The organism is Micromonospora sp. NPDC003944 (genome assembly GCF_053605225.1).
Window position 1 is genome coordinate 20,248 of record NZ_JBSGIV010000027.1, and the last position, 15,334, is coordinate 35,581.

Consider the following 15,334-nt stretch of genomic DNA (forward strand, 5'->3'; position numbering starts at 1 on the left):
GGTGCAGATCACGACGACGGCGATGGCGACGACTGCTCGGCGACGGTGGCGTCCGGCGAGGTCGTGACGCTCGGCGGCGCCGAGCCGGTGGGTTCCGGCGTCGACGGTTCGGGTGACGGAATCGTCACGACTGGTGCAGGTTCCGACGATTCGCCCACGGGTGCCGAGGGCGCCGGTGCGCTGATCACCGGCGCCGGCCGCTCGGCCTCGGTCGGTACCGGGGTCGGCCCGGTGTCGGCCGGCGGAACCACCACGTCACGCTGCTCCGGCAGGGGAGGTGTGAACACCGTGCGGTCCAGCCGGTACACCTCCGGGGCAGGGTCGACAGCCCGTACGTCCGGACGGGCCGCGACGCCGCGCAGCGCCACCGGCGTCGCGCGAACCACCGCCGCGTAGAGGCAGGCGCAGCCGGTGCGGTACGCGGCGGCCTCGGCGGCGGCCACCTCGGCACCGGTGACGTACTGCTCCCGAAGCTCCCGCTCGCCGACCCCGTCGCCGTCGACGGCGGCCGCCCTGGCCCGGTAGTCGGCGGCCTCCGTCTCCTTGCGGGCCGCCACCTGTGCCATCCCGGCGACCACGTCGTCGGGCACCCGCAGCGCGGGGATCTTGACGATCTCGGTCTGCCGGCCGGGCAGCGGAACCCGCCCGAAGACTGTCGACACCCCGACGTCGCCGAACACCGTCGCCAGCCGCTGCGGTGGCAGGTACGCGTCGAGCGTGACGAGCGCGTACGTGCCCTCGGCGGCCGGGGCGGACGCGGGCAGCGCGGCCAGGTCGGCGGCGGCCGACCGCAGGTAGCCGGGGACGGAGTCGCCGTCGACAACGCCGACCCGGGTCACCTCGCCGACTGTCCGGTCGCCCACCGGGGCGTCGTCGACGGCCCAGACGGCGGCTCCCAGCACCGCCGCCGCGGAGAGCACGGCGGCCCAACTGAGCACGCCGGACCGCGACGGCCGGTCGCCCAGCCGGGCCACGGCCCGGGTCAGCGGCGGCAGCAGCCGCTGGTCCAGTTGCCGCAGCAGGTTGCCGGCGCGCACGGGCGGGATCCCCTCTGTGAAGCGGTGTCGGGCGGTCGCCGCTCAGTCACGCAGGACCTGGAGCGCACGTTCCAGGTCGTCAGGGTAGTCGCTGACGAACCGGACCTCGTCCCCCGTTCGGGGATGCAAAAAGCTCAGTTCGCGGGCGTGCAGCCACTGTCGGGCCAGGCCGAGACGGGCCGAGAGGGTGGGGTCCGCGCCGTAGGTGAGGTCACCCACACACGGGTGCCGCAGGGTGGAGAAGTGCACCCGGATCTGGTGGGTCCGGCCGGTCTCCAGCCGGACGTCGACCAGGCTCGCCGCCGGGAACGCCTCCAGGGTGTCGTAGTGGGTGATGCTCGGCTTGCCACCGGAGACCACCGCCCACCGGTAGTCGTGCGTGGGGTGCCTGTCGATCGGTGCGTCGACGGTGCCCCGCAGCGGGTCCAGGTGACCCTGCACCACCGCGTGGTAGCCCTTGTCCACCTCGCGGTACTTGAACGCCCGCTTCAACGCCGTGTACGCCTGCTCGCTCTTGGCCACCACCATGATCCCGGTGGTGCCCACGTCGAGCCGGTGCACCACGCCCTGCCGCTCGGCGGCGCCGCTCGTGGAGATGCGGTGCCCGATCGCGGCGAGCGCGCCGATCACCGTAGGCCCGGTCCACCCCGGGCTCGGGTGCGCGGCCACCCCCACCGGCTTGTCGACCACGACGATGTCGTCGTCGGCGTAGACCACCCGCAGGCCGGGCACCGCCTGCGGCACCACGGTCGGCGGTGCGACCGGGGCCGGCAGCGTCACGTCCAGCCACGAGCCGGCCTTGACCTTGTGCGAGTTGGGCCGGGCGGCGCCGTCGACGAGCGCGTCGCCGCCGTCGACAAGGGCTGCGGCGGCGGTGCGGGAGAGCCCGAACAGGCGGGACACCGCCTGGTCCAGGCGCATGCCGTCGAGGCCGTCCGGAACCGGAAGGGAACGGTGGTCGCCGCCAGCGGCGAACGCGGAGGTCATGCCCGCTCCCGCTGCTCGGCACCGGGCGCGGCGTCGGTGGTGGTCGGGTCGCCGTCGCGCCCCGCCCGCCGCCCGTCACGCTGGCGGCCGGTCAGCTCCAACAGGACGGCCAGCAGCACGCCGCAGACGAGCGAGCTGTCGGCCAGGTTGAACACCGGCCAGACCTGACCGTACGGGTCGAAGAGGCTGATCATGTCGACCACGTGCCCGTGGAAGGGGGACGGCGCCCGGAAGATCCGGTCGACGAGGTTGCCCAACGCGCCGCCCAGCACGAGGCCGAGGGAGACCGCCCAGGGCAGCGAGCGCAGGCGCAGTGCCATCCAGACGATCCAGCCGACCACACCGATGGTGATCAGCGGGAAGACCCAGGTGTGGTCCGCGCCGATGCTCCAGGCCGCGCCGCTGTTGCGGGTCAGGCTCAGGTAGACGGCCCCGCCGAGGAGCCGGACCGGCTCCCGGTCGGTAAGCGCGGCGAGCGCGAGGTGCTTGGTGACCAGATCGGCCAGCAGGGCCACCAGGGCGACTCCGGCGAGCAGCGCGACGGCCCGGGGCCGGCGGGTGCCGCCGCCCGGGTCGGTGCGGCCGGGTTCGGCGGACGGTGCTGCGGTCATGCGCTCCCCATCGACAGTCTTGGCGGTGATCGCTCACCGTCTCATCGCCGCCGGGGAACGGACCTCAGCGCCGCTCCTCCAGCTGCTTGCACGTCACACACTGGGTGGCCGACGGGAAGGCGGCGAGGCGCTCGACCGGGATCGGGTTGCCGCACCGCTCGCACCAGCCGTAACCACCCTCGTCGAGGCGCTCCAGAGCGCGCTCCACCTGCGTGATCCGTTCCAGAATGCTGTTGGCGAGAGAGATCTCCTGCTCCCGCTCGAGCGTCTTGGTGCCCGTGTCGGCCTGGTCGTCCCCGGCCGAGTCGGTCAGCCGATCGCGCTGCAGCTCGGTGATCTCACTCAGCGTCTGATCGTACTCGGCGCGAAGCTCGTCCCGCCGCGCCGCCAGCGCCGCCCGGATCTTCTCGGTCTCCGCCGTGCTGCGGGTGGCCTTGACCACCGGCTTGCGCCCGGCGGTCCTGGTGTCGGCTGGCTTCGCCATGGGTCGCTCCCTCGGCCGGCGGAACCGCGCGGTCCGCGGTGCCTGGTCAGGGGACGCCACGCAGGGCGTCCCCTATGTACGAAAAGGGGCGCGCGGCGACGATGGCCGCGCACTCCGGAGATTGGCAAGAATACGGAACGTACAGGCGTGCGACAACGTGCCGCACCGTCGCACCGCCTAACAGCCCCTAGTCTGCCTAACTGGGGCAAAGGGAACGGTAGCAGATCAATTGACCACCTCATCCCCGTACTCACCAAACCATCGGGCCAGACGACCCCTCCGACTGACCGCCCGCAGCCGCCGTTCCGCGGCGTCGCGTACCCCGGCGGTCGCCACGATGAGCAGACTGTCGCCGGTCTTCAACCGGGTGTCCGGCGCGGGCACGAAGCCCACACCGTCGCGCAGCACCAGGGTCACCGACGCGCCGGGCGGAAGGCGCAACTCGTCCACGTGCACACCCGCCAGTCGCGAGCCCGGCGGCACCTCCACCTGGAGCAGGTCCGCCCGCATCCGCTCCAGCGGCGCGGTCTCCACGTGGATCTCGGCGGCCTCGGCCGGCGCGGTCACCCGCAACCGACGGGCGAACGGCCCCAACGTCCCGGTCTGCACCAGCGTGAAGATCACCACCAGCACGAACACCACGTCGAAGAGCCGCTCCGCGCCGGGCACCCGCTCGGAGAGCGGAATGGTGGCCAGCACGATCGGCACCGCCCCGCGTAGTCCGGCCCAGGACAGGAACGCCTGTTCGCGAAGGCCGACCCGGAACGGCGACGCCGAGACGGCCACCGACAGCGGCCGGGCCAGGAGCACCAGAGCCAGCCCGGCGACCACCGCGGGCAGCACCGCCGCGTCCAGCCGGCCCGGCGACGCCAGTAACCCGAGCAGCACGAACAACCCGATCTGGGCGAGCCAGGCCAACCCGTCCGCGAAGCCGAGGATCGCCTGCCGGTGCGACAGGCGGGCATTGCCCAGCAACACCCCGGCCACGTAGACGGCGAGGAAGCCCGAGGCGTGCAGCACCGCCCCCGCCGCGTACGCCAAGACGGTGATGCCCACCGCGGCGATCGGGTAGAGCCCGGCCGAGGGCAGCGCGGCCCGGCGCAACGCCCAGGTGCCGGCGAGGCCCGCTCCCACACCCACCGCCGCGCCGACGCCCAGCTCGTAGAGGACCAGCGCGACCTCGTAATACCACGGGTGCGACAGGCCCCGGTGGGACAGCAGCACCACCAGCAGCACCACCGGGGCGTCGTTCATCCCCGACTCGGCCTCAAGTGTCGCCACCAGCCGGGGTGGCAGCCGCAGTCGACGCAGGGTGGCGAAGACGGCCGCCGCGTCGGTGGACGAGAGGACCGCCCCGTAGAGCAGCGCCAACCGCCAGTCCAACCCCAACAGCAGGTGTACGGCCACGCCGACCACCACGATGCTGACGACCACCCCGACCGTGGAGAGCGCGGAGGCCAGCCCGAGCACCGGGCGCAGCGTGGTCCACCTGGCGGTGAGGCCGCCCTCCGCGATGATCACGATCAGCGCGCAGAACCCGAGGGTCCGGGTCAGCTCGACGTCGTCGAAGCGGATGCCCAGCCCGCCCTCGCCGATCGCCACGCCCAGCGCCAGGTAGACCAGGAGGCTGGGCACACCGAGCCGGGTGGAGAGTCGCACCGCGCCGACCGCGACCAGCAGCACCGCCGCACCGAGCAGCAGCGCGAGGTCCAGCCCGGGTGTCACGGCTGCCTTGCCCGGGCTGTCCTCACTCGGCGGATCCGTCGCGCAGTCGGCGCAGCAACTCGGGCATCTCCGGGCCGGGCCGATCGACGAGGAAGAGCTTGTCCCGGCTGGCCGCGCCGGTACGCAGGGACACCGCGGCCGGGCGGACACCCAACGCGCCGGCCAACGCCCGGCGGGCCGCCTCGGTGGCCCGACCGTCGACGGCCGGGTCGTGGACCGCGATCACGAGGGCGGGCCCGTGCGGGCCGTCGAAGCAGCCACCCACCCGGTCCCGGGAAGCGCCAGGCTTCACCCGTACCGCCACGGTGAGCGTGTCCTGTGCGGGCACCGGCGCCGCTTCAGATCGGCCGGGCGTCGGCGAGGAGAGCGGTCGCCGGCGCGCAGTGCGCGCACGGAGTGAAGCCGAGTTCGACGGCTTCGGCGACCGGCAACGTCTCGGGCTGCCAACCAACGAGGTGGGGGCAGGTGTCGAGGTGGTAACGCGGGCGACCGTCGACGACCTCGACGTCGTCGAGCAGTCGTGCGACCCGGGCCGCCTCGGCCGCCGTGATCTGCTGGGCGGCCGGCTCGTCGACCGCCGTCACCACCGGGTCGAACACGTCGTCGGTCGACGCCACGGCCGGCGACGCCGGGCTGACGGGTCGCGCACGCGAGGACGCCTCGTCCGCCGGAGTCACGCCCGGCGACGCCTCGTCGATCGGTGACACATGGTCGACCGGCGGTGCGGGTGGTTGCCGCCACCTGGCACCGCCGGTACCAAACGTCGTCGGCACGTGCTGGACCGGCACCTCCGGCTCGACCAGCGACGGTCCGTACGCGACACCCGGTGTGGCCTGGCTGGCCGTGCGGGGAGCGTCGGGTTGCCGCTGGTCGGACCGGCCGGGATCCGCCATGGCGCGGTTGGCGGCTGCCTGGCGGGCGCCCACCACCAACGCCACGGCGGCCAGCAGACTGGCCGCGATGGAGATGACCAACAAGAAGCTGGAGCCACCGGCCAGGCCGAGCACCAGTAGCACCACCGCGACGAGGATGAGCAACAGACTTGCGACTATCACGGCTCACCCCCGCCGCGTCGAACCGTCCAGGCGGAGCCGGCGACCGTCACCATGTGCGGAGAGCGATCGCCGGCCGGTGCTCAGCGGCCGGCTTCGAGAGCGCCGGAGCGCCCGCCGCCGCCGTACGAACCGGCGAGACCCGCTGCGGCCAGCCCGTTGCCGCCCGCGACCCGACCGGCTTCGGAGCGGGTCATCTCGGCCTCGAGCCCCTGGCCACGACCGTCGAGGTCACGCAGCTGGCTCTCCAGGTACGCCTTGAGCCGGGTGCGGTACTCGCGCTCGAACTGCTTGAGCTCCTCGATGTGCTTCTGCAGGGCCGTGCGCTTGGCGTCCAGGCCGCCCATGGCCTCCTGGTGCCGCTGGCGGGCGTCCCGCTCAAGGGCGTCAGCCTTCGCGCGCGCCTCCCGGGTCACCTCCTCGGCCTTGCTGCGAGCCTCGGAGAGCAGCTGGTCGGCCTCGCGACGAGCGTCGGACACGTGGTCGTCGGCGGTGCGCTGGGCCATCATCAGCACGCGCAGGGCCTGCTGCTCACCGTCACCGGTGACGCCGCCGGCCGGGCCGCCGGTCGCGCGGACCTGCTCCAGCTCGGCCTGCATCGCGCGGGCAGCCTGCTCGGCCGCCGACTTGTCGCGCTGCACCCGGTCCAGTTGGGCCTTGACGTCGTTGAGCTCCGCCGCCAGTCGGGCGTCGCCGCCGGGGCCTGCGGGGGCACCGCCACGGCCGCCGCGCTCCACCTGGGCGCGCAGCTCGTTGTTCTCCTCGATGAGACGGGCGAGCTCGCGCTCGACCTCATCGAGGAAGGCGTCGACCTCCTCCTCGTCATACCCCCGCTTGCCGATCGGCGGCTTTTTGAAGGCGACGTTGTGGACGTCGGCCGGGGTCAGCGGCATCGAAACTCCTCGGGTCAGTTGCGGCCGCGAAAGCGCGTCGGTCATCAGGCAGATGCCCTGATCGACGGCCCTAACACGAACTCCATCAGCACGAACAGGATAACCAGGAGCACAAGGGAGGCCAGGTCGATGCTCACGGTACCAATTCGCAGCGGAGGGATCACACGCCTCAACGCGTTGAGAGGGGGATCAGTGACGCTCCACACGGATTCCAATCCTGCCGATGCTCCACGCCCCGGTTGCCAGCGACGGCCGTACTGCAGGACGGCGCTCAACACGAACCGGGACAGAAGAAGAAGCAGGAAGACATAAAGGATCAGGTACAGCACTTGCAGTAAGATCGACAACACGGTCAGCGACGTCCCTTGGTCGGGCGGGGTCAACTCAGACTGAAAAAACCGCCCTCAGCGATCTTGGCCTTGTCCTCAGCGGTGACCTGGACGTTGGCCGGTGAGAGCAGGAACACCCGATTGGTCACGCGCTCGATCGTACCGCGCAGGCCGAACGCCAGCCCGGCGGCGAAGTCAACCAGACGGCGGGCATCCGCCTCATCCATCTCGGTGAGATTGATGATCACCGGGACCCCGTCGCGGAAGTGCTCGCCGATGGTGCGCGCCTCCCGGTAGGTGGTCGGGTGCAGCGTGGTGATCTGGTACCGCTGCTCCTCCTCCGGAAGGACCCGCTCGCGGGGCGTGACCTGCGGCGCGAGGGCCAGGTTGTCCCGGGTGTGGTAGGTCAGCGCACCGGAGGTCTCGCCCGCCGACGAGCGGGTGATCGACCGTACGCTGGACCGCTCGATCCGCTCCGGGCGCTCACCGTCACCGCGCTCGGACTCGCTCAACCGCCCACTCGGCCGCTCGGAGAGTCGACCCCGCCCACTGTCCCGCGGCCGGGGAGCCGGCGGCTCCTCGGCGTCGTCCTCGTCCTCGTCGGCGAACTCCTCGGCGTACCGGCTCTGCCGGTAACGCGAGTCGCGGTAGCCACCCTTGTCGTAGCCACCGTCGTCGTAGGCCCGCTCGTCGTCTTCTTCGACCAGACCGAGCCAGACCCCCGCCTTGCGCAGTGCACCCATCCCGCGCCCTTCCGTCCGCCGTGCGGCACGCGCCCCCGTGCCATGTCGCCCGTCGCGAGTGGACAACCATGCCCATCGGACCGGAACGGCAATCTCCCGGCGCGCGATTCGCGTCGCGCGCCACGACCCCCGACCAGGAGACGCCACCCCTGAAACAACACTGATGTAATTTGCTTGTCTCGCGGTCAGGCTACCGCAGCGTGGGACGCATTCCGAGCAACGCGCTACCGACGCGGACATGTGTCGCGCCGTAACGGATCGCGATGTCGAAATCTCCGCTCATACCCGCGGACAACGCGGTGGCTCCCGGATGGACGGCCCGAAACGCGTCGGCGACCTCCGCGAGTCGGGTGAACGCCCGCTCCGGTTCCCACCCCAGCGGAGCGACAGCCATCAGACCGACCAGACGCAGCCCCGGCGCGTCGGCCACCGCCTCGGCGACCGACTCCAACCCGGCGCCCGGATCCGCCGAGTCGGGCAGGGCCCCACCCCGGACCGCGTCCCCGTCGATGCTCACCTGGACCAGAGCGTCGAGCGGCACCTGCCGGTCGGCGGTCGCGGTGGCGAGCGCCCGAGCCAGCCGGACACTGTCGACGGAGTGCACCACGTCGGCGTAGCGGACCACCGAACGGGCCTTGTTGCGCTGCAACTGCCCGATGAAGTGCCAGCGGGGAGTCACCCCGGCGGCAGCCACCTCGGCGGCCTTGCCGGCTGCCTCCTGGTCGCGGTTCTCCCCCATGTCGGTCACCCCGAGCCCGGCCAGCGCCACCACGTCGCTGGCCGGATAGGTCTTCGTCACCGCGATCATCGTGACCTCGGCGCGGTCCCGGCCGGCCTGCGCGCAGGCGTCGTCGACCCGGGACCGCACCTGTGCCAGACCGGCCGCGAGTTCGGCGCGCCGATCCGGTCGTACCGTGGCTGAACTGTCGGTCATCGGGGGTGCTCAGGACCCGTTCTTGAGGAAGTCGGGAACGTCCACGTCGTCGAAGAGCACGCGACGCGGCGACTGGGCCGGAGCCGGGTTGGTGGCCGGCGTCGGCACCGGAGTGCTCTGCGGTGCCGGCTGGTTGGTGTTGGTCTTACGGGTCGGCTCGGCCGCCTTGTAGGCGGGCGTGCCACCGTCGAAGCCCGCCGCGATGACCGTCACCCGCACCTCGTCGCCGAGCGCGTCGTCGATGACCGCGCCGAAGATGATGTTGGCGTCCGGGTGGGCCGCGTCGGTGACCAGCTGGGCGGCGTCGTTGATCTCGAACAGACCCAGGTCGGAGCCGCCGGCGATGGAGAGCAGCACGCCGCGCGCGCCGTCCATGCTCTGCTCCAGCAGCGGGCTCGAGATGGCCGCCTCGGCCGCCTCGACCGCGCGGTTCTCGCCGCGGGCGCTGCCGATGCCCATCAACGCGCTGCCGGCGCCGCTCATCACGCTCTTGACGTCGGCGAAGTCCAGGTTGATCAGACCCGGGGTGGTGATCAGGTCGGTGATGCCCTGCACACCCGAGAGCAGCACCTGGTCGGCCGTGCGGAACGCGTCCATCATGCTGATGTTGCGGTCGCCCAGGGCCAGCAGCCGGTCGTTCGGGATCACGATCAGCGTGTCGCACTGGTTGCGAAGTTCGTCTATCCCGGTCTCGGCCTGCACCTGGCGGCGCTTGCCCTCGAACGAGAACGGCCGGGTCACCACACCGATGGTCAGTGCCCCGAGCTTGCGGGCGATGTTGGCCACCACGGGCGCGCCACCGGTGCCGGTGCCGCCGCCCTCGCCGCAGGTCACGAAGACCATGTCGGCGCCCTTGAGCACCTCCTCGATCTCGTCGCGGTGGTCCTCGGCGGCGTTCTTCCCGACGTCCGGGTTGGCCCCGGCCCCCAGGCCGCGGGTCAGCTCCCGGCCGACGTCGAGCTTGACGTCGGCGTCACTCATCAGCAGCGCCTGCGCATCGGTGTTGATCGCGATGAACTCGACGCCCTTGAGCCCAACCTCGATCATCCGGTTGACGGCGTTGACGCCGCCACCCCCGATGCCGACGACCTTGATGACCGCCAGGTAGTTGTGCGGAGGTGTCATCTCCGGTCCTTTCTTCGAGATTGGCTTCGACCGACCGGGTACGGCGTGGCCAGACCAGCGGCCGACGACAGCTGTCACCAGCGAGGATCAGGGGGGAACCCTCACCCTCTACTAGAGGCTTACAGTTATGTCAACCACTGAAGCTCTTCGGGGCAACGTAAGCGCCACCGCGCGATGAGCCAAGGACCCGGGCGGCGTGTCGCCGAGCGGAGCGCGAGGTCTCACGTTCGCGCACGCTCACCGGTCAACGAAAGGTCACCACGTCCGGGGCGCTCACGTCGATCCGATCGGTCTCCTCGTCGAGCAACGCGGTGGCCACCCGGGCCTTGTCCGTACCCCGGCTCGCGTCGCCCCAGACCACCGTCCGGTCCCCCCGCAACCGCAGGCTGATCCGGGCCAACCCCGCCACGTCCACGTCCACCAGCTCCGCGCGCAACTCCGGCGTCAGCGCGACGAGCACCTCCAGCCCCGCCCGGGTGCCCGGGTCGTCGGCGGCCGGGTGGGCCACCGTCACCTGCGGCAGCTCGGCCGGGCGTCGCTCCACCGTGCGGAACGCCACCCCGCTCCGGTCGATCAGGGCGAACGCCTCCCCCTGCGGCACCACCGCCACCGCGGTCCGTTCGGTCACCCGCACCACGAGCGCACCGGGCCAGTCCCGGGAGACCGTGGCCCGCTCCACCTCCGGCAGCGCGCCGACCCGTCGGGCGGCGGCGGCCAGGTCGACCCGGGCCAGCGGCACCCCGTCCGGAACGTCGACCGCGTCGTGCACCTGCACCGGAGTGATCAGGTCGGCGCCCTCCACGCGGACCTCGCGCACGCCGAACAGCCCGGTGCCGAGCACCGTCCAGGCAACCAGCCCGGCCACCGCGAGCAAACCGGCGGCCACCGCCCACGGCAGCGCCGCACGCATGCGGCGCTGCCGGGCACGGGCCATGAACCGGCGGGTCGAGGGCGGTACCGCGTCGCTGCCCGCCCGGACCAGCTGCCACCGCCGGGCCGGACCGCGGCGCGGGGCGCCACCGTCGGCGGCGCTGGTCCGCCCTCGGGCCGGGCCGGGACTCATCCGGCCGCGGGCGCCGAGCCGCCGGGCACGGCGGTGCCACCGAGAGCCGCGCCGTCGCCACCCGAGGTGGCCCCACCCGGCACCGGATCACCGATCGCCGGAGTGGTCGCCACCGGGTCGACGGTCGCGGTCGGCGCCGGGCCGGCCGGCCGCTCACCCAGGGCGGCAAGCAACTCGTCGCCCATCAGCGAGATCGGCGGGGCGCCCATGGTGACCACCACGTCCCCCGAGCGGGCGCGCCGGGCCACCTCGACCGGAGCCTGCTCCCAGGACTCCACGAAGACCTTGCGGTCGGCGGGCAGGTCCACCGCCGCGATCAGCGCCGCCGAGCCCTCGCCGGGCTGACGCAACTCACCCGGACCGAAGACCTCCAACAACACCACCTCGTCCGCGATGGCAAGCGCCTCGGCGATCTCCGCCTGGTTGTCGCGGGTGCGGTACAACCGGTACGGCTGGAAGACGACGATCAGGCGGCCGTCCCCGGCCACCTCGCGCAGCGTCTGCATCGCAAGCGTCATCGAGGTCGGGTGGTAGGCGTACTCGTCGTAGACCAGCACACCGTCCGCGACACCCTTGCGCTCGAAGCGCCGTCGCACACCCGGGAAGACCGCAAGCGCGGCCTCCGCCGCCTCCAGCGGCAACTCCAGCAGGTACGCGGTCAGCACCGCGGCGGCGCTGTTCAGCCCCATGTGCCGCCCCGGCACCGGCAGCCGGAACTCGCCAAGCGACCGGCCGTCGATCGCGGCCAGGTAGCGCACCCCCCGCGCGGAGGAGGCCATCTCGGACACCCGCAGGTCGGCGTCGGCCGCCTCGCCGTAGGTGAACACCCGTCGTCCCTCGGAACGCAGGCTCTCGGCAAGCCGCCGACCGCCCGGGTCGTCGGCGCAGGTGATGATGAACCCGTCCGGGTCGGTGAGGCGGGCGAACTCCACGAACGCCGCCTCCAGCGTCGCGTAGTCGCCGTAGGTGTTCAGGTGGTCCGCCTCGACGTTCGTGATGATCGAGACGTACGGGCGGTAGATGAGGAACGAGCGGTCGCTCTCGTCCGCCTCGACCACGAAGTGCTCGCCGGTGCCGTGGTGGGCGCCCGAGCCCACCTCGGAGATCTCCCCACCGATCACGAAGGACGGGTCCACACCGGCCTGCTGGAGCACCATCGTGACCATCGAGGTGGTGGTGGTCTTGCCGTGCGTGCCGGCGACGGCGACCGCCCGGCGGCCGGTCATCGCCGCGGCGAGCGCCTCCGAGCGGTGCAGCACCCGCAGGCCGCGCCGACGCGCCTCGACCAGCTCCAGGTGGTCCTGGGGAATGGCGGACGAGTAGACGACGGTGTCCACACCGTCGAGGTTCGTCACCTCGTGGCTGAGGTGGATGGTGCCGCCGAGCGCCCGCAGGCCGGCAAGCGAGGGCCACTCCCGCAGGTCGCTGCCGGAGACGCGGATGCCGCGGGTGAGCAGCAGCCGGGCCACGCCGAGCATGCCCACCCCACCCACGCCGATCAGGTGGACGACGCCCAGGTCCTCGGCGGTGAGCGTGCCGGCCGGGGTGAACTGGGCGGTCATCGGGCCACCGCCGCCAGCACGAAGGAGCGCAGTGCCTCGTCGCCGTCGCGCCGGCCGTACGACGCGGCGGCGGCACCCATCGTGTAGAGCCGCTGCGGGTCGCGGATGAGCGGGATGACGGTGCGCTCCAGCCAGTCCGGGGTGAGCTCCGCGTCGTCGACGAGCAGCCCTCCACCGGCCTCCACCACGGGCAGCGCGTTGCGCCGCTGCTCCTGGTTGCTGTGCGGGTACGGCACGTAGATCGTGGGCAGCCCGATCGCGGCGACCTCGGCGACGGTCATCGCCCCGCCCCGGGCCAGCATCAGGTCGGCCGCCGCGTAGCCCAGCTCCATCTCGGACAGGTACGGCAGTGTCACGTACGGCACCGGCAGGTCGGTGGGGATCGGCACCGGCTCGTTACGGGCGCCCATCACGTGCAGCACCTGCACGCCGTTGCGGGCCAACTCCTTGGCCGCCCCGGAGACCGCCAGGTTGATCGAACGGGCGCCGGACGAGCCGCCGGAGACGAAGAGCACCGGCAGGTCCGGACGGAGCCCGAAGTGGGCGCGGGCGGCGTTGCGCAGCGCGTACCGGTCCAGACCGGTGATGGCGCGCCGCAGCGGCACCCCGACCACCGTCGCGTCGCGCAGCGACTCGGCCTGGCTCGGCTGGTTCGGGAAGCCGACGGCGACGTTCTTGGTGAACTTCATGCCCAGCCGGTTGGCCACGCCCGGCGGCACGTTCACCTCGTGGATCACCATGGGCAGCTCGCGACGCCACGCGGCCAGGTAGGCCGGCACCGCGACGTACCCGCCGAAGCCGACGACCACGTCGGCCCGCACCTCGTCGATCACCTTGCCCGCGGCGCGCGCCGCGGTCCACATCCGGCCCGGGGTACGGACCAGGTTCATGTTGACCGACCGGGGCAGCTGGTACGCCGGGATCTGCCGCAGGTCGTAGCCCTGCGGCGGGATCAGGTCGTTCTCCATGCCCCGGGGTGTGCCGAGACAGGTGATCCGGACGCCGGGGTCGTGTCGGCGCAGGCAGTCGGCGAAGGCGAGCAGCGGGTAGACGTGCCCCCCGGTGCCACCTCCCGCGAGCACCACCGAACGCAGCGGACCCATCAGCGTCTCCTCTCGCTCGCCGTACCCCCGCGGGTTCGGTCCTGTCGGACCCCGCGCGGCGCGGCCTGGTCGTCATGGCGCCGCTCGCGGGACCGGGGCACGGACCCTCGGCCTGCGGGCGGCGTCGCCGGTCGGCGACGCCGGCCGGGAAGCGGCGGCAACGGGGCCCAGAGTAGTCGGACCCACCGGGCCGGCGGACGGGCATGCAGTGCTCTGGCCGCATCGGGTTCGGCGCGGGCGAAGGACGCCAGCATGCCGACGCCGGCCAACGTCACCACCAGGGCACTTCCACCGTCGGAGATGAACGGCAGCGGCAGGCCGGTGATCGGCAGCAACCCGACCACCCCTCCGATGTTGATCACGGCCTGGCTGACCAGCCAGGTGGTGACGGCGGTGGCGGCGAGCCGGCGGAACGGGTCGTCGACCCGCCGGGCGATCCGGAAACCGGTGTACGCGAGGACGGCGAAGAGGCTGAGCACCACGACGCACCCGATCACGCCCAGTTCCTCGGCGATGACCGCGAAGATGAAGTCGTTGTGCGCCTCGGGCAGCCAGTCCCACTTCAGGCTGCCCTTGCCCAGCCCGACACCGAACCAACCACCGTGCTCGATCGCCAGCCGCCCCTGGTAGAACTGGTAGCAGGGGTCGCCGCACTGCTCCGGCGGCGGTGGGTTGAGAAAGAGCGTCAGTCGTGCCAGGCGGTAGTTCTCCGCACCGCGCTCGCCGGAGCCGGCGCCCAGCGAGGCCACTGCGACGAGCAGCCCGACGCCGAGCAGACCGAGCACCGTCAGCGCGCCGAAGACCCGCATCCGCACGCCGGCGGCCCAGAGCAGACCCACCACAAGCGCCAGCAGGCAGAGCATCGTGCCGACGTCGTTGTAGCCGACGAGCACGAAGAGCAGGCCCATCACCGGGAAGAGCGGGGTGGCCAGTTCCCGCCACCAGCCCAGCGCGGCGCCCTTGCGGGCGATGAGGTGCGCGCCCCACAACACGAGCGCGAACTTCGCCAGCTCGGAGGGCTGCACCTGGATCCCACCGATGAACAGCCAGAGCAGCCGCGCCTCGATCGGCCCGACCCGGGCGGAGTCCTGGTCGGTCAGCCGGGCGTACGCGAGCAGCAGGTTGAGCAGCAGCAACAGCCCGATCGAGGTGAACAGCAGCGGACGGCCCAGCGAGCGGTAGGTGCTTGCCGGCAGGCGCTGACACACCCAGAACGCGCCGATGCCGATCACCGCGAAGATGGCCTGCTTGGTCACCGAGGCCGAGGCGTTGCCGTCCTCGGCGTAGTCCTTCACGCTCGTCGCCGAGAAGACCATCGTCAGCCCGATCAGCAGCAACAGACCGGCGCAGGACAGCAGCAGGTAGTAGGAGGTCAGCGGCCGGTCCAGCAGGCCGCGCAGCGCGGCGAGCCCGCCGGCCGCGTCGAACCCGCGCAGTGGTGTCGCCGCCACCGCCTCCGGCTCGCGTCCCGCCGGTCCCGGCTCGCGCGCTCCCGGGCCGGATTCGCGGGCCGCCGCGCCGGGCTCCGGGCCGCGCGCCCCGGCAGCCACCGGCGTACGCGCCGCGCCCGGTGACCGACGCGGCCGTCCGACTGTCCCGTCCTCGGTGCCGATTTCCTCCCCCACCCCGACATCATCACCGCTGAACACGCCCCACCGCCCCACAACGCCCCACCGGGCGTGTCGA

16 protein-coding genes are annotated in these 15,334 nt (G+C 72.4%); all 16 read right to left on the minus strand.

The window, feature by feature from the left end; genetic code table 11:
* Positions 1 to 8 precede the first annotated feature (8 nt).
* The 16 genes from ACWER9_RS15570 to ACWER9_RS15645 all read right to left on the minus strand — a co-directional run bounded on the left by ACWER9_RS15570 (position 9) and on the right by ACWER9_RS15645 (position 15,099).
* Positions 9 to 1,037, minus strand: coding sequence for a hypothetical protein (locus ACWER9_RS15570; RefSeq protein WP_452302473.1), 1,029 nt, complete (start codon positions 1,035 to 1,037; stop codon positions 9 to 11).
* Between the two features lie 42 nt (positions 1,038 to 1,079).
* Positions 1,080 to 2,024, minus strand: a complete 945-nt coding sequence (locus tag ACWER9_RS15575) for an RluA family pseudouridine synthase (RefSeq protein ID WP_452302474.1) — start codon at positions 2,022 to 2,024, stop codon at positions 1,080 to 1,082.
* Positions 2,021 to 2,635, minus strand: coding sequence for a signal peptidase II (gene lspA, locus ACWER9_RS15580; RefSeq protein ID WP_452302475.1), 615 nt, complete (start codon positions 2,633 to 2,635; stop codon positions 2,021 to 2,023). Before lspA ends, ACWER9_RS15575 begins: the two co-directional genes overlap by 4 nt.
* Positions 2,636 to 2,699: 64 nt before the next feature.
* Positions 2,700 to 3,119: a TraR/DksA family transcriptional regulator gene (locus ACWER9_RS15585; protein WP_357251079.1), complete on the minus strand. Its 420-nt coding sequence runs from the start codon at positions 3,117 to 3,119 to the stop codon at positions 2,700 to 2,702.
* A gap of 225 nt (positions 3,120 to 3,344) precedes the next feature.
* Positions 3,345 to 4,844 (minus strand): potassium/proton antiporter, encoded by a 1,500-nt coding sequence (locus ACWER9_RS15590; RefSeq protein ID WP_452302476.1) that lies wholly within the window; start codon positions 4,842 to 4,844, stop codon positions 3,345 to 3,347.
* Positions 4,845 to 4,866: 22 nt separating this feature from the next.
* Complete coding sequence (locus tag ACWER9_RS15595) at positions 4,867 to 5,172, minus strand: DUF167 domain-containing protein (protein ID WP_452302477.1); 306 nt, start codon at positions 5,170 to 5,172, stop codon at positions 4,867 to 4,869.
* Between the two features lie 10 nt (positions 5,173 to 5,182).
* Entirely contained in the window at positions 5,183 to 5,899 is a 717-nt protein-coding gene (locus ACWER9_RS15600) for a hypothetical protein (protein WP_452302478.1), read from the minus strand.
* Between the two features lie 80 nt (positions 5,900 to 5,979).
* A complete protein-coding gene (locus tag ACWER9_RS15605) occupies positions 5,980 to 6,789 on the minus strand; it encodes a DivIVA domain-containing protein (RefSeq protein WP_036411965.1) in 810 nt (269 codons plus the stop codon).
* A gap of 44 nt (positions 6,790 to 6,833) precedes the next feature.
* Complete coding sequence (locus ACWER9_RS15610) at positions 6,834 to 7,139, minus strand: YggT family protein (RefSeq protein ID WP_030334503.1); 306 nt, start codon at positions 7,137 to 7,139, stop codon at positions 6,834 to 6,836.
* A 29-nt stretch (positions 7,140 to 7,168) separates the two neighbouring features.
* Entirely contained in the window at positions 7,169 to 7,861 is a 693-nt protein-coding gene (locus tag ACWER9_RS15615) for a cell division protein SepF (protein ID WP_452302479.1), read from the minus strand.
* Between the two features lie 190 nt (positions 7,862 to 8,051).
* Complete coding sequence (locus ACWER9_RS15620; RefSeq protein WP_452302480.1) at positions 8,052 to 8,795, minus strand: YggS family pyridoxal phosphate-dependent enzyme; 744 nt, start codon at positions 8,793 to 8,795, stop codon at positions 8,052 to 8,054.
* A gap of 9 nt (positions 8,796 to 8,804) precedes the next feature.
* A complete protein-coding gene (gene ftsZ, locus ACWER9_RS15625) occupies positions 8,805 to 9,920 on the minus strand; it encodes a cell division protein FtsZ (RefSeq protein WP_452302481.1) in 1,116 nt (371 codons plus the stop codon).
* Between the two features lie 244 nt (positions 9,921 to 10,164).
* Positions 10,165 to 10,983 carry a cell division protein FtsQ/DivIB gene (locus tag ACWER9_RS15630; protein ID WP_452302482.1) on the minus strand — a complete coding sequence of 273 codons (819 nt, stop codon included), beginning with the start codon at positions 10,981 to 10,983 and terminating at the stop codon, positions 10,165 to 10,167.
* A complete protein-coding gene (murC, locus tag ACWER9_RS15635) occupies positions 10,980 to 12,545 on the minus strand; it encodes a UDP-N-acetylmuramate--L-alanine ligase (protein ID WP_452302483.1) in 1,566 nt (521 codons plus the stop codon). Before murC ends, ACWER9_RS15630 begins: the two co-directional genes overlap by 4 nt.
* Positions 12,542 to 13,648 (minus strand): undecaprenyldiphospho-muramoylpentapeptide beta-N-acetylglucosaminyltransferase, encoded by a 1,107-nt coding sequence (gene murG, locus ACWER9_RS15640; protein ID WP_196918907.1) that lies wholly within the window; start codon positions 13,646 to 13,648, stop codon positions 12,542 to 12,544. Before murG ends, murC begins: the two co-directional genes overlap by 4 nt.
* Entirely contained in the window at positions 13,648 to 15,099 is a 1,452-nt protein-coding gene (locus tag ACWER9_RS15645) for an FtsW/RodA/SpoVE family cell cycle protein (RefSeq protein ID WP_452302518.1), read from the minus strand. Before ACWER9_RS15645 ends, murG begins: the two co-directional genes overlap by 1 nt.
* Positions 15,100 to 15,334 lie beyond the last annotated feature (235 nt).